General features: G+C 60.4%; 11 protein-coding genes. 8 read left to right on the top strand and 3 right to left on the bottom strand.

Going from position 1 to position 14,230, the window contains the following annotated elements:
* Positions 1–119: 119 nt before the first annotated feature.
* The gene (aldA, locus tag ACXX81_RS09385) at positions 120–1,544 is read right to left on the bottom strand and encodes an aldehyde dehydrogenase (RefSeq protein ID WP_322213701.1); all 1,425 of its coding nucleotides are present in this window, start codon (positions 1,542–1,544) and stop codon (positions 120–122) included.
* Between the two features lie 143 nt (positions 1,545–1,687).
* The gene (locus ACXX81_RS09380; RefSeq protein WP_322213702.1) at positions 1,688–2,620 is read right to left on the bottom strand and encodes a LysR substrate-binding domain-containing protein; all 933 of its coding nucleotides are present in this window, start codon (positions 2,618–2,620) and stop codon (positions 1,688–1,690) included.
* Positions 2,621–2,965: 345 nt separating this feature from the next.
* On the opposite strand from ACXX81_RS09380, the gene ACXX81_RS09375 reads away from it, so the two are divergent.
* Positions 2,966–4,201, top strand: a complete 1,236-nt coding sequence (locus ACXX81_RS09375) for an MFS transporter (protein ID WP_322213703.1) — start codon at positions 2,966–2,968, stop codon at positions 4,199–4,201.
* Here the strand turns inward: ACXX81_RS09375 and ACXX81_RS09370 are convergent.
* Positions 4,139–5,053 carry a LysR family transcriptional regulator gene (locus ACXX81_RS09370; RefSeq protein WP_322213704.1) on the bottom strand — a complete coding sequence of 305 codons (915 nt, stop codon included), beginning with the start codon at positions 5,051–5,053 and terminating at the stop codon, positions 4,139–4,141. The two genes, ACXX81_RS09375 and ACXX81_RS09370, sit on opposite strands and share 63 nt — an antisense overlap.
* A gap of 116 nt (positions 5,054–5,169) precedes the next feature.
* On the opposite strand from ACXX81_RS09370, the gene ACXX81_RS09365 reads away from it, so the two are divergent.
* The 7 genes from ACXX81_RS09365 to ACXX81_RS09335 all read left to right on the top strand — a co-directional run bounded on the left by ACXX81_RS09365 (position 5,170) and on the right by ACXX81_RS09335 (position 14,213).
* The gene (locus ACXX81_RS09365) at positions 5,170–6,051 is read left to right on the top strand and encodes a HalD/BesD family halogenase (protein WP_209982248.1); all 882 of its coding nucleotides are present in this window, start codon (positions 5,170–5,172) and stop codon (positions 6,049–6,051) included.
* 58 nt (positions 6,052–6,109) lie between these two features.
* Positions 6,110–7,339, top strand: a complete 1,230-nt coding sequence (locus ACXX81_RS09360; protein ID WP_209982250.1) for a M24 family metallopeptidase — start codon at positions 6,110–6,112, stop codon at positions 7,337–7,339.
* Between the two features lie 461 nt (positions 7,340–7,800).
* Positions 7,801–9,435, top strand: a complete 1,635-nt coding sequence (locus ACXX81_RS09355) for an ABC transporter substrate-binding protein (RefSeq protein WP_322213705.1) — start codon at positions 7,801–7,803, stop codon at positions 9,433–9,435.
* A gap of 75 nt (positions 9,436–9,510) precedes the next feature.
* A complete protein-coding gene (locus ACXX81_RS09350; RefSeq protein WP_122462729.1) occupies positions 9,511–10,464 on the top strand; it encodes an ABC transporter permease in 954 nt (317 codons plus the stop codon).
* The gene (locus tag ACXX81_RS09345; RefSeq protein ID WP_458571557.1) at positions 10,461–11,297 is read left to right on the top strand and encodes an ABC transporter permease; all 837 of its coding nucleotides are present in this window, start codon (positions 10,461–10,463) and stop codon (positions 11,295–11,297) included. Before ACXX81_RS09350 ends, ACXX81_RS09345 begins: the two co-directional genes overlap by 4 nt.
* A 2-nt stretch (positions 11,298–11,299) precedes the next feature.
* Complete coding sequence (locus ACXX81_RS09340; protein ID WP_322213706.1) at positions 11,300–12,946, top strand: dipeptide ABC transporter ATP-binding protein; 1,647 nt, start codon at positions 11,300–11,302, stop codon at positions 12,944–12,946.
* Positions 12,947–13,106: 160 nt separating this feature from the next.
* Positions 13,107–14,213, top strand: coding sequence for a hypothetical protein (locus tag ACXX81_RS09335; RefSeq protein ID WP_245229211.1), 1,107 nt, complete (start codon positions 13,107–13,109; stop codon positions 14,211–14,213).
* Positions 14,214–14,230 lie beyond the last annotated feature (17 nt).

The following is a 14,230-nucleotide window of genomic DNA, read 5'->3' as shown; positions in this document are numbered from 1 at the left end:
CAATAATTGTTTTTATAGGTTTGGAGCAGTAGCAAGCGCAAAGCTACAAGCGGCAATTCAGAGCCGGCTGCCGTTCGCTTTTACTTGCCGCTTGACGCTTGGAACTTGTAGCTGCCGGTCTAGTACTTCATCACCACGAGTCGGGTCTGGGTGAATTCGAGCATGCCGTGCTTGCCGTCATCACCGCCCAGGCCCGAACGTTTCCATCCGGCGTGGAAGCCCTGGTAGGGGTCGGCCGGGGTCCGGTTGATGTACAACTCGCCGGCCTCGATGGTGTTGGCGACTTTCAGGGTGGTGCGATAGTTCTCGGTGTACAGCACCGACGACAGGCCGAACTGATGATCGTTGGCCATGGCCAGCGCTTCTTCGATGTCGCGGTACTTGAGCACGGGCAGCACCGGGCCGAAGATTTCTTCCTGGATGATTTCCATGTCCTGGCGACAGTTGCTTAAAAGCGTCGGCGGGTAGAAATGACCGTTGCCCTCAGGCATAAAACCGCCTGTTTCCAGTACCGCACCGTCGGCGACGGCACGCTCGACCATGGCGTGGATGTTTTGCCGCGAGCTTGCGTTGACCAATGGACCCATCAGGCTGGCGTCGGTGGCGCGGTCGCCAAACTTCACGGCGCTGATTTTGGCTTTGAGCAACGCGAGAAATTGTTCGTAGACACTCTCCTGCACATAAACCCGCTCCACCGCCGTGCACAACTGACCGCAGTGAGTAGTCTTGGACGCGACGATAGCGCTGGAGGCAGCTTCAAGGTCAGCGTCGGCTTCAATGATTGCCGGGGTTTTGCCGCCCAGTTCCAGGGACGGCTTGGCGATGTTGGCCTTGCAATAATCGAGCACGATGCGCCCGGCGTTGACGCTGCCGGTCAGGGTAATCAAGCCTACGGCTTTGTGGGTGCAGACCGTTGCGGCGGTGGCATGGTCCATGGTCAGTATGTTGACCACGCCGGCCGGTAAACCGGATTGCTGCACAGCCTTGGCGATTTCAAATGCCGAGGTCGGGGTGTTGTTACTTGGGCGCACCACCACGGTATTACCGGCAATAAGCGCCGGGGCGATTTTGCGCAGCAAGGTGTAGACCGGGTAGTTGAACGGAATCAGGCAGGCGACCACACCAATCGGCTCGCGGTGCAGAAAGAGGTTTTCGTTCGGGGTATCGCTGGGGATAATCTCGCCTTCGATCCGCCGCGCCCATTCGGCGTGGTAACGGGTGATTTGCGCGGCGTAACGGGCTTCGTTGCTGGCGTCGCTGACACTTTTGCCGGACTCGGCGGCCAAGGCGGCACCGATGCTCTCAGCGCAGGCCTCCAACGCGTCAGCGAATGAGCGCAAGTGCTCGGCGCGTTCGATGCTGGTGAGCTTGCCCCAGCGCTTCTGGGCGGCGGCGGCAGCCTCGACGGCGGCGGTGGCTTCAGCGCTGGTGGCGGCCGAGACCTGACCGACCAAGGCTTCGGTGGCCGGGTTGTAGACCGCAATCAGCGCATCGCTGGCAGGCTCAATGAAGTGACCGTTTACAAAGTTTCGCTCAAGTCGCATGTGCATCGCCCATCGTTGTTTTTATCCAGTTCCCGCAGTTTTGGCATCCTGAGGGGCTTGAACAAACGATTTATTGAGCGGGGTAACATTCAAAAAATGCAGGTTACGCGAGAAGTCATCAGATTTCCCATGAAGGTTGGGGGTTAACCGGCGGCGGTGGAGGGTTCGAGCTGCCTTTGCGCCAACCAGATTTCCTCCTGCAACCACTGGCTGAACACCTGCAATTGCGGCATCAAGGTCTGCTCCGGCCGAGTCACCAACCAGTAGGATTGATGCCCTTCCACATGCACGTTCAGTACTTGGGTCAACTGCCCGCTGGCCAGCTCCGGGGCAACCATGTTCCAGTCGGCAATGGTGATGCCCAAGCCGTCGGTGGCCGCACGAATCGCCAGGTCCAGCAGGTCGAATTCATAACCGCCCTGGGTATCCACGCCGCTGATTTTCGCCGCGTCGAGCCAGTGTTTCCAAGTCAGATAACGCTGGTCTTCCCTGGCCAACACATGCAGCAAGGTCAGGCGATTAAGGTCGATGCCGCGCTCGCTCCACTCCCGCGCATACAAGGACGGAGCACACACCGCAATGTGCCGTTCCTGGAGCAGCAGCGAGCTGTCCAGCCCATCCCATTCGCCATCGCCAAAGCGGATCGCGCAGTCCAGGGTGCTGGTTTCCGCCAGGCTGTCCTGCAAACGCGTGGTGATGCTCAGTTCCAATTCGGGGTGTTTCTCCCGCAGCCGTCCCAGGCGCGGCATCAGCCAGCGGCTGGTGAACGTTGGCGGTGCGTTGATGTGCAGGCGATTGGCGTGGGACTTCTGCTGGATGCTACGCACCGTCAGCTCGATTTTGTCGAAGGATTGATGCAGCGCCCGCAGCAAAACCCGGCCGGCGCTGGTCAGTTCAAGGTGGTGATGCCGACGTTCCAGCAGATTCTCGCCGAGCTGTTCTTCGAGCTGGCGCACCTGGCGGCTGACGGCACTTTGCGTGACGTTGAGCAGCTCCGCCGCCCGGGTAAAACTGCCGGTATTACCGGCCACTTCAAAGGCTTTGAGCGCATTGAGCGCGGGCATTTTGCGTTTCATGAACAGGACTCGCGCTGGGGCTGACGAGCCACAAGCATCCCACGGCTTGCGGGAAATTTCCTGAGTAACATGCATTTTTGTGTTGTGCGGGCCGATTGCCTTGCTCCCTCGCCACAGGTAATTGGCAATATTCAATGACGTCGGTTTCAGCCCTGCCACTGTCGCTGACGTATAAATAGCATGCGTATTTCGCAGCACACTCACGACTATTAAGCACTGGCTGTTTTATTTATATAGGCGCTAGTCTTATTCAACTAAATACCCACCTAAGTTAACGCACTTATCTAGGGCAGCTCTTTCACCTACGCCCCATTCCATAGCAATTAAACTGACCGAGCCAACCCCATGCCACTCAACACACGCTCACCCACAAGAAGTACTGTTTTATTGGCGCTTATCTTTACGGCGTGTAACGCCACCACCCACGGCTTCAGTATTTTCCTTTATTCGGCCTTATTACCCCAGATTCGCCAGGTGTTCGATCTGAGCTACAGCCAGGCCGCGTTCATCGCGGCGCTACTGCAACTGTTCTACATGGGCGCTTCGATTGTCAGTGGCATCGCCGCGGCGTGGATCAGCCCGCGTAATATGGTACGGCTGACGATGGCCTTGAGCCCGGCGCTGCTGGCCCTGGCGGTCGCCACCCCGTGGGTGCTGCCGTACGCATTATGCCTGGCACTGGTCTCGGCCTGCGCGGTGGCGAACTGGAATGCCATCGCCGCACTGGCCGGCGAAGTGATCCCCGCCTCCCACCGCAGCCGTGTACTGGGGCTGGCATCGTCGGGGGCGGCGTTTGCGATCGGCCTTAACGGTATGCTGATCGCTCTGTTGCAGGGCATCTCGCTGCGGCACTTCTGGCTGATTTGCGCCGGGCTGACACTGATGGTCACCCTACTGACCTTTTGGGTCCTGGCGCCGTTGGCGACAGGCCAGCGCATCAAGAAAAGCAGCGCGCCATCGCTGCGCCGGATACTCAGGCAATGGTTGAAGCTGTGCCTGGATTACCCGGTGGCGCTGCACATACTGCTGCTCAGCGCCTTTATTGGCGGGATCAGCGGCCCCTTCCTGAATTTTCTCTCGGCGTTTGCCAGCGAACGGCTGGGCGCCAACGCACAGATCACCGGCTCATTGTGGACACTGATCGGGATTGGCGGGGCAGTCGGCGGTTTGTTGTTGGGTTCGCTCGCCGATCGCTGGGGGGCATTAAGGGTGATGGCGTTGAGTATCAGCGCCTTCGGCCTGGCGATGCTCGCCCTGCTCTGGCAACCGAGCTTGAATCTGACCTGGCTGGCGGCCGGGCTGTTCGCGCTGTTCTATTTCCCTGTCTGGGGCTTGATGGCCGCCTACCTCAGCGCACGCTTGAGCCCCGTGCAGAGCCTGCAAGTGGTGAGTCTGAGCATGGTCGGTTATGGCTTGGGCAGCGCCACCGCAAACTGGCTGTGCGGCTGGCTGCTGCAGGCCACCGGGCAGTTTGGCCTGGTACACGGCTGGATCGTCTGCTGGGTCACCGCCAGCCTGTTATTGCTGAGGCTGATGGCTCGCCGTCAACGCTGTGAGCCGACGCTCGGCCAGCCACTCTGAACGGCCCAAGCGACGCGACAGAATATCCACCAAGGCCTCCACAGCCAACGCCTCGCACTGAGTAGAACGCCAGAACATCAACCGCGCGGGCTCAATCGGCGGAAAGCCCTGAGCCTCGTCCAGCACCTGCCAACCTGCCGGCACCAGGCGCCGCGCCGTAACACCGACCGACTGGCCCTGTTCAATGGCAATCCCAATACCACGCGGGCTCTGGCTGGTGTAAACCACATGCCACGCCCGCCCGGCCTCGGCCAGCGCCCGCACGGCGTTGGCTCGAAAGGCGCAGCCCTCGGCATACACTGCCAGCGGCACCGACGCCTGAGCACCGGCGCACCACCCCTCAGCCGCCACCCACACCAGCGGCTCATCACACAGGTATTCACCCGCTTGTAGATTGGCATGTTGCACGCCGAGCACCAGGTCCAATTCACCGCGTTGCAAACGACTGACCAGCGCCGTCGACATCTCGCAACAAATATCCGGCCGCACTTGGGGAAACTGCGCCTGAAAGTCGCGCAACACCTCGGCCAGGCAAAACTGGGCGTAGTCCTCGGGCATGCCGACGTGAACGCATACCTGCTCATCGGGCAGTTGCACGGCGTTGATCGCATCGGCATGCAGCTTGAGGATCTGCCGCGCATAGATCAGAAACGTCTCGCCACCCGGTGTCAGGCTCACCGAGCGACTGGTGCGCTGAACCAACGGCGTGCCGACGATCTCTTCCAGGCGCTGCAAATTCTGGCTGATGGTCGATTGGGTTTTGTGCAGGCGCTCGGCCGCCGCAGAAAATCCGTGGCACTCGATAATCGCAACAAACACTTTCAGTAAGCTTCCATCCAGTTCGCCTGACATAACTATCGCCCCTGCCGATGGATTCGATCACAACTTGTAATTTCCACTTCGCACCTCTTTAAGCAACTATCGATTCAACGCCAAACACTGTTAATTGATAGTTCCAGGAGACTTGCATGAGCCTTCAACTTGCCGACGCCGAAGTGGGCGATATCAGCGACATTATAAATACCGAGTTGTACCCCATACATGATTCGGGCCATGTCCGGTTGCAGGCGCTGATCGAACACGCTCGTGCCGAACTGGCCGAGGATGGTTGCTGCCTGCTGAAGAACTTCCTGCGGCCCGAGGCGCTGGAACAGGCGCGTGCCGAGGGTCAGGCGCTGTCGGGCAAAACTTTTTATTCGGTGCGCAAGGTCAACGCCTACTTCACCGAAGACGACCCCGCCCTGCCCCAGGATGATCCGCGCCGCACATTCATGGAGCGCACCAGCGGTTTTGTTACGCGAGACATGATTGCCCCGGACGCGATCATTCATCGCCTGTACGTCTCGCCGATGATGAAGCGATTTATAGGTGCCTGCCTCGACGAGCCGGAGATTTTCGAATACGCCGACCCGTTCGCCGGGCTGGTGATCAACGTGATGCCCGAAGGCACCGAGCAGCCCTGGCACTTCGATACCAACGAATTCATCGTCAGCATGATGACCCAGAAGCCCGAGGCCGGCGGCTTGTTCGAGTACGCGCCGATGATCCGCACGCGCACCCAGGAAAACCTTGGCGCCGTCGGCAATGTGGTGCGCGGCGACGACCGCAGCCGGGTGCAGGAACTGGAACTCAACCCAGGCGACTTGCAGATTTTCAAGGGCCGCTTTTCGGTGCACCGGGTCACTCGAGTCCAGGGCGCCACTGAACGTAATACAGCGATCTTCGCCTACTCCGAAAAGCCCGGAATCATCGGCCGCGCCCAGCGTACCAAGCAGCTTTACGGACGCCTGTCCGAAGCCCATCTGCAAGCCGAACGCAACCTGGTGCGCAGCGACCAGTTGCTCGACTGATCCCCCCAAAAAAATCCTAGAAAAAAACCAACCGTATTTGCCTTGCGAGGAACACCCCATGAGTCTGTCCGGCCCTAACCGCAACCCCGCCGACTGCGAACCGACCTACGCCGAGATCCAGCAGATCCAGCTCGACCGTTTGCAACGGGTGCGCAACGAACTGAAAAAACGCGACTACGCCGCGTGCGTGCTGTTCGACCCGACCCACATGCGCTACGCCACCGGTTCGCGCAACATGCAGGTGTACTCGGCGCGCAACCCGGCGCGTTACGCTTTCATCCCGGCAGAAGGCCCGGTGGTGGTCTTCGAATTCGGCGGCTGCCTGCACCTGGCCGAACAGCTCAACACCGTCGATGAAGTGCGCCCGGCCAAGGCCATCTCCTATTACTTCTGCGACAGCTTCCTGAATAACGTCACCGCCGAATGGGCCGCTGAAATCGGTGAATTGGTGCGCCAACACGGCGGCGGCAACAAACGCGTCGCCATCGAAAGCGCGACTTCAGCCGCTGCGTTCGAACTGCAAAAACTCGGCTACCAGATATTCGATGCCCAGGAACCGCTGGAGCGCGCGCGCTGCATCAAGGTGCCGAACGAGCTGAAGATGATCCGCGCCAGCCTGCGTGCCACCGAGGCCGGCGTGCGCTTGATGGAAAGCAAACTGGTGCCGGGCATCAGCGAAAACGAACTGTGGTCGCACTTGCACCAGCACGTGATCGCTACCGACGGCGACTACGTCGAAACCCGCCTGCTGTCCTCCGGACCGCGCACCAATCCGTGGTTCCAGGAATGCAGCACCCGGCCCATCGAAGCCGGTGACCTGGTAGCGCTGGACACCGATGTGGTTGGGCGTTTCGGTTACTACGCGGACTTTTCACGGACCTTCCTGTGCGGCGAGCAAGCCGCCACCGCCAAGCAACAGGAGTTGTACAAACTGGCCTACGAACAAGTGCAGACCAACATGGAAATGCTCAAGGCCGGCCGCAGCTTCAAGGAATACGCCGAGCTGGCCTGGAGAATCCCGGACAACTACAAGGCCAACCGCTATTTCGCCCTGGCCCACGGCGTTGGCATGACCGGTGAATACCCGTACGTGGTGCACCGCGAAGACATTGATGCACTGGGTTACGACGGGGTGTTCGAAGCCGGCATGACCATCTGCGTGGAGAGCTACATCGGCCATGATGCAGGCGGCGAAGGGGTCAAGCTCGAAGAGCAGATTTACATCCACGAAAACGGCATCGAGTTGCTCTCGGACTATCCGTTCGATGCGCGCCTGATGCCGCGCTGAGTTACCCCGGACGGTGCCGTAACCTCCTTCTTCGACATCGTCCGGTTTTCCCCTTGTTCCCACCCGGAACAAGGGGCGTTTGCGGCCACCGCGCAGTGTTTCGTACCCGCGCTTTCCTCCGTCCGGCCTGTCTAGCTCAAGCGGCAGCCTTCCTTACGGTCAGTAACATGCATTTATCGAACGTTTCAGCGTTGAATTTATCGTTTGTCGATCGTTGCGCAGATGACAAAACTGCGGGCATCTCTAATAAAAACAACATGAGAGCAGCCCTATGTCATACCCAGCCTCCGTCCTTCTGATCTCGTTGCGCCTTGCTCTACTGCCGGCTTCACGCCTGTCACGCCTGCGCCTTCGCGCTGCCGGCCACTGACAGCGTCGGTTCATCGAACCGACCGCGTCTGCCGCTCGCCCCATTTGCGGCCAGTCGAAAAACGCACTTTTGCACGTTATCGGAGAGGCATATGAAAGACTTAATGACACTGGACGGCGCCTTGCCGCATCCAGCGGTAAACGACCTGTGCACCCAAGTCAAAAGTGGCGCAATCAATCGTCGCCAATTCCTGCGCACCGCCGCGCTGCTGGGCATCACCGCCGCCAGCGCCAGCACCTTCCTCGGTTCCGCGCTGCTCGGTAATTCGGCCCACGCCGCTGACGCGGTAACGCCGCGCCAGGGTGGCAGCCTGCGGTTTGCCTGCGCCATCCAGGAAATCCAGGACCCGATGCTGATTACTTGGATCGAAGCCTCGAACCTGCTGCGCAACAGCCTCGAATTTCTGACCTGGGTCGATGCCGACAACATCACTCACCCGTACCTGGCCGAGAGCTGGAGCCCGTCCGACGACCTGAAAACCTGGACCTTCAACCTGCGCCAGGACGTGAAGTGGAGCAACGGCGACACCTTCAACGTCGAGGACGTGCAGCACAACATCGAACGCTGGATTGCCGCCGACTCCAAGTCGGTCAACCGCACCGCGTTCCAGGACATCACAGCTTTCGAAAAAGTCAGTGACTTCCAGTTCCGCCTGGTGCTCAAACGGCCGATGCTGGCGATCCCGGAAATGCTCAATGCCTTCACCTGCGCCATCGTGCACCGCAGCTTCAAGGCCGGTGACGACTGGGCGAAAAACCCGCTTGGCACCGGGCCGTTCAAACTGGTCTCGTTCGCGGTCAACAAGCAGGCGACCTTCGCCAAGCGTGCCGATTACTGGCGCAAACCGGCGAACCTCGAAGAGCTGCGCTACGTCGACATGGGCACCGACATTTCCACCCATCTCGCCGCGCTGCAGGCTGGGCAAGTGGATGTGTTGTACCGGGTAACGGTGGCCGAACTGGATCTGGCGAAACGCTTGCCGGGCGCGCAATTGCTCACCTGCAAGTCGGCACAAACCATCGTCATGCGCATGGCCTGCGACCAGAAACCGTTTGACGACCTGCGCATTCGCAAAGCCGTGGTGCTCTGCGCCGACAACGCGCAGATGCTGAAAATCGCCTATCGCGGCATGGGCACCCTGGGCGAAGACCATCATGTCGCGCCGTCCCACCCGGAGTATTTCCCGCTGCCCAAACGTGCGCGAGACGTGGCGGGTGCGAAGAAACTGCTCGCCGACGCCGGCCACCCGAACGGCATCGACATCGACCTGATCGTCGGCAACACCCAGGGCCGCTACGAACAGGACTGCGCGCAGATCCTCCAGCAGAACTGCGCCGAGGCCGGCATCCGCATCAACCTCAAAGTGATCCCAGCGACGCAATACTGGCCGATCTGGGACAAGGCCGCGTTCAGCCTCACCTACTGGGCACACCGCCCGCTTGGTGTGATGTCGCTGGAACTGGCCTACCGCAGCGGTGCAGCCTGGAATGAAAGCCACTACAGCGACCCGGCGTTCGACGCCGCGCTGGATAACGCCATGGGCATTATCGACCCCAAGCAAAGGGCCGTGGCCATGCAAAGCGTCGAGCAGATCCTGCAAGACGCCTGCGTCATGGTCCAGCCGTTCTGGGGCGACAAGTTCACCGCCGCGAGCAAGAAGGTCCAGGGCTTTCAGGTTCACCCGTCGGACTTCTACCCAATGGATCAAGTCTGGTTGAGCGCCTGATTCAAGCGCCCCGAACCAGCCCGCCCACTCAGTTGCGGCGGGCCGCCATCCCTTGATTAGCCGGAGCGTGCAAGCATGGCTGAATTTCTATTGCGCAAGTTATTGGCGCTGGCGGCAACGTTGCTGTCGGTGTCGGTGATCGTATTCCTGGCCCTGGAATTGAACATTGAGGACGTCGCAATCAACGTCCTCGGTCCCTACTCCGCTGCGGACCAACGCGCCGCATGGCTGGTGGAGCACGGTTACAACCAACCTTTCGTTTGGCGCTACCTGGTGTGGCTGAAGGATTTCCTCAGCGGCGACTGGGGCACTTCGGTGCACTTTCGTGAGCCGGTGATTGACCTGCTGCTGCCGAACCTCGCGCAAACCTTGACCCTTGCGGGTCTGGCGTTGGCGGTGATGGTGCCGGTGGCGTTGACCCTGGGCATTCTCGCGGGGATTCGCCAGGGCTCGGCGGTGGATCGACTGGTGTCGTTTCTGTCGATCGTCACCACCTCGATTCCAGACTTCGCCAGTGCGGTGTTTGTCTCGGCGATATTCGTGTTCTGGCTTAACTGGCTCCCGGGCGTGAGCAGCATGAGCGACGGCTTCAACCCGGTGGAACTGGCACTGCCACTGATGGTGCTGTGCCTGTTCGGCATCGGTTATCTGGCGCGGATCACGCGTGCCTCGATGGTCGAAGTGATGCAGGCGCCGTACATCCGCACTGCCCGCCTCAAAGGCGCGTCGACCTCACGCATCGTGTTGCGCCATGCGCTGCGTAACGTGCTGATCGCGCCAATCACCGTAATCATGTTGTACATCCCGTGGCTGCTGTCGAACGTGATCGTGGTCGAGGTGTTCTTCGCCTACAAAGGCTTCGGCTCGCTGCTCTACACCGCGTCGCTGAACCATGACGTCTACCTGATCGAAGCCTGCGCGATGATCAGCGGCATCGTCGTCGGCGCGACTAAAATTTTCTCGGACCTGGCCTACACCTGGCTCAACCCGCGCATTACCTTGCGCAGTCTTGGCGGAGGTGGGCAATGAATGTCCTCAACGCGTTCAAACATCCCCTGGCGTTGCTCGGTTTGTTGCTGGTCGGCGGCTGGGTGCTGATGGCGCTGTTCGCGCCGTGGCTGGCGCCTCATGACCCGCTGGAGAGTTTCACCCCACTGCTGACGCCGATGACTCCGGATGGCGACGGCCTGCGCTTCCTGCTGGGCACAGACATGATCGGCCGGGACATTCTCTCGCGCCTGATATGGGGCACGCGCACCGTACTGTTCTGGTCGATCTTGGCGACGCTGACCGCATTCGCCGTCGGCATCGCCATGGGCCTGTGCGCCGGCTACTTCAATGGTTGGGTCGATGCGCTGCTGTCCTATGTCGCCGACACCGTGCTGTCGTTTCCAATGCTGGTGTTGTACATCGTGATCATCATCGCCCTCGGCGCGTCGGCGCTTAACATCCTGATTGCGGTGACCTTCACCAGTGCCCCGGCGATCTTCCGGATCATGCGCGCGCTGACCATCGACATTCGTTCCCGGGACTACGTGCTCAGCGCCATCACCCAGGGCGAAGGATCGCTGCGGATCATGCTGGTGGAAATCCTGCCAAATTGCGGTGGCCCTTTGATCGTCGATTTCTGCCTGCGCATCGGCTACACCGCGATCATGATCGGCGCCCTTGGCTTTCTCGGCCTCGGCCTGCCACCGCCGACCCCTGACTGGGGCGGAATGATCAACGAAGGCCGCAGCATGGCCATCGCCTTCCCGCACTTGGTGATCTTCCCGTGCATTGCCATCTCCACCCTGATGCTGGGCCTGAGCCTGTTGGCGGACGGTCTGGACGAACACGCCCAGAAAGGCGCAAGGAGCTGAGCATGAGTCATAAACAAGTATTGAGAGTGGAAAACCTCTCCATCGAACTGCCCGCCGGCGCCGATCGTAGCCACGCCGTCAAGGGCATCAGCCTGGATGTACGCAAAGGCGAAATTCTCTGTGTTATCGGCGAGTCGGGCTCAGGAAAATCGGTACTCTCGGCCGCGATCATGGGCGATTACGCCAAAGGCCTGCGCCACACTGAAGGCGTGATTGATTTCCTCGGCGACGATATTTGCCGCATGGATGAAAATGCTCTGCGCAAGCTGCGCGGCAATCGCATTGCGATGATTTTCCAGGAGCCCATGGCGGCGCTGAATCCGGCGATTCGCATTGGTCAGCAGGTCGAGGAAATCTTCGACATTCACGCGCCGCAGATGCCCGCCACGGAGCGCCGCGAACGCATGCTCGCCCTGCTCGACTCGACTCAATTGCCCGACCCGCCACGGATTGCCAACAGCTTCCCGCATCAACTCTCGGGCGGCCAATGCCAACGGGTGGTAATTGCCATGGCGCTGGCGATGAACCCGGATTTGCTGATTGCCGACGAGCCGACGACGGCGCTGGATGTGACCACGCAAGCCCAAGTGCTGAAACTGGTTCGCGACCTGCGCGGTCGTGGTCAACACGGCATCCTGTTCATCACGCACGACTTCGGCGTGGTGGCAGAAATCGCTGACCGCATCGCGGTGATGGAGGGCGGTGTGCTGGTGGAAATCGGTGAGCGCGATCAAGTCCTGGATGCGCCAAGACACCCGTACACGCGCAAGTTGATTGCCGCTGTTCCGGCCCTGCACCCAGAGCTGCACGCACCGTGCGCCGACGGTGAGCTTGCGTTGCGCATCGAGCATCTGACCAAAACCTACAACGTCGGCGGCAGGTTGATCCCGGCGCTCAAGGATGTCTCGCTGCAACTGCCACGGGGCAAGACGCTGGCGATTGTGGGTGAGTCCGGCTCGGGCAAAAGTACCTTGGTGAAAGCGGCGATTCGGCTGGTGGAAAGCGACAGCGGCCACGTCTGGGTCGGTGATACGGATTTCCTCGCGTTGCGCGGTTCTGCGCTGGCGGCCAATCGACGGCGGATTCAGATGATTTTCCAAGACCCGTACGGCTCGCTCAATCCACGCCATCGGGTCGGCGACATCATCGCACGCGCGGCGCAATTGCGCGGGTTGTCGGCCAAGGATGCGTGGACCGAGGCCGGTGATCTGCTGGAACAGGTCGGGCTCAAGCGTGACGCCCTCAAGCGCAAGCCCCGACAGTTCTCCGGCGGTCAGCGCCAACGCATCGGCATTGCCCGGGCCTTGGCAATGCGCCCGGAAGTGCTGATCGCGGATGAAAGTGTCTCGGCGCTGGATGTCTCGGTGCAAAAACAGGTGCTGGAGCTGCTCGCCGAGCTGCAACAGCGCCTCAACCTGAGCATCTTGTTCATCACTCACGACCTGCGCGTGGCAGCGCAGATCAGTGACTACATCGCGGTGATGCGCCAGGGCGAAGTGGTGGAATACGGCACGGCCGAACAGGTGTTGTTGCGACCGCAAAACGCCTACACCCAGACCCTGCTCGCGGCGGCACCCGGTGCTTCGGCGATCCCGCAGGTGTCTGCCATCGAACCAACGCTGAGGCTGATTCGACCGCAAGCCAACTGAGTCAACAACCCTTTTCCCAGGTAGCAGCGTTCGCTGCTGCATGGGCTGCTGTTGCCAACGATAACTAAAAACCAGGAGTATCACTGTGCGCACAACTACCCAGATTGCGGTCCGCTCCATCGCCCTCATTCCGCTGCTCGGCGCCTTCGCAGCCCCGGCCATGGCGGTGCAGATCACCGACAACCTTGACCTCGGCGGCGCCATCCGGGCGCGCTGGGACTATGACCCGGACCGGGACATACAGAAGTTCGGCCTGGACACGGTGTTCCTCAGCGCCAAGTACAACTCCGACACCTGGATCGGCGAGGCCCAGTACCGCTTCTACGGGCGCTCCTATCCTTACCAGTACACCAAGAACTACGGCGATATCCAATTCGCCAAGTTCGCCTGGGTCGGCTACAAGTTCAATCCCGACCAGCAGGTGCAGGTGGGGCTGAATACCGTGCCGTTCGGGTTGCAGCCTTACTTCGGCAGCACCTTTTACGAAACCCTGGGCAACGTCATCGGCCTGGAAGATGTACAACAGGTCGGCGCCAAGTACATCCAGCAAAGTGGCGACTGGAATATCCAGGCCGGCTATTACCTGCGCCCGGCGTGGCAAGGCAAGGGCACGAGCAAAGGGGTGACGTATTCCAGCGTGGTGTCCGGGGCCGACAGCTACGTGGGCGACGGCAGCGACAACCAGGAGCGGAATACCGTGGTGCTGCGCGTGGCCAAAGCCCTGGACCTCGGCGCGTGGAAATCCGAAATTGGCATCTCGGGCCTGACCTCGACCCTGGAAAACAAGGACACCGATAACGATGGCCGCCGCAACGCGGTGGCCGTGCATTACCTCGGCAAGAACGGCCCATGGGGCGTGCAACTGCAAGCGGCGCGGCAACAGATGTCGCCGCGCAACCGTGGCAGCGATGAAGTGGTCACACTCGGCGGGTACGACGGCACCTACAACGTCGCCAGTCGAGGCAATTTGTACGTCGCCGACCTGAGCTATGACGTCGCCGGCAAATACCTGTTCGACCAGATAAGCGGTGTGAAGCTGTACGCCAACTACAGCGCCTTCGATAAATCCGCCGACGCGTTCAAGACCTCGCAACGGCTGATCCTCGGGACCTCGTTTTCCTTCAGCAAACTGTGGATCGCGACGGAATGGTTGTACGGCAAAAATGACCCGTACATTGGTGGCAGCAGTTACACCCAAAGCCTGGCGTCTGGTGGGAGTAACCAGTGGGAGAATCAGCTGTACATGAACATTGGGTACTACTTCTGATCCGGATTGTCCGGCGT

It is taken from the genome of Pseudomonas sp. GNP013 (genome assembly GCF_054343995.1).
The sequence above is the reverse complement of the archived record's forward strand: the minus strand, read 5'-3'. Positions and strand labels throughout refer to the sequence as shown.

Coding starts and splice junctions, on each gene's coding strand:
- ACXX81_RS09360 (WP_209982250.1), top strand. CDS start 6,110: ATGAGTCTGTCCGGCCCTAACCGCAACCCCGCCGACTGCGAACCGACC.
- ACXX81_RS09335 (WP_245229211.1), top strand. CDS start 13,107: ATGGCGGTGCAGATCACCGACAACCTTGACCTCGGCGGCGCCATCCGG.
- ACXX81_RS09375 (WP_322213703.1), top strand. CDS start 2,966: ATGCCACTCAACACACGCTCACCCACAAGAAGTACTGTTTTATTGGCG.
- ACXX81_RS09340 (WP_322213706.1), top strand. CDS start 11,300: ATGAGTCATAAACAAGTATTGAGAGTGGAAAACCTCTCCATCGAACTG.
- ACXX81_RS09350 (WP_122462729.1), top strand. CDS start 9,511: ATGGCTGAATTTCTATTGCGCAAGTTATTGGCGCTGGCGGCAACGTTG.
- aldA (WP_322213701.1), bottom strand. CDS start 1,544: ATGCGACTTGAGCGAAACTTTGTAAACGGTCACTTCATTGAGCCTGCC.
- ACXX81_RS09370 (WP_322213704.1), bottom strand. CDS start 5,053: ATGTCAGGCGAACTGGATGGAAGCTTACTGAAAGTGTTTGTTGCGATT.
- ACXX81_RS09355 (WP_322213705.1), top strand. CDS start 7,801: ATGAAAGACTTAATGACACTGGACGGCGCCTTGCCGCATCCAGCGGTA.
- ACXX81_RS09345 (WP_458571557.1), top strand. CDS start 10,461: ATGAATGTCCTCAACGCGTTCAAACATCCCCTGGCGTTGCTCGGTTTG.
- ACXX81_RS09380 (WP_322213702.1), bottom strand. CDS start 2,620: ATGAAACGCAAAATGCCCGCGCTCAATGCGCTCAAAGCCTTTGAAGTG.
- ACXX81_RS09365 (WP_209982248.1), top strand. CDS start 5,170: ATGAGCCTTCAACTTGCCGACGCCGAAGTGGGCGATATCAGCGACATT.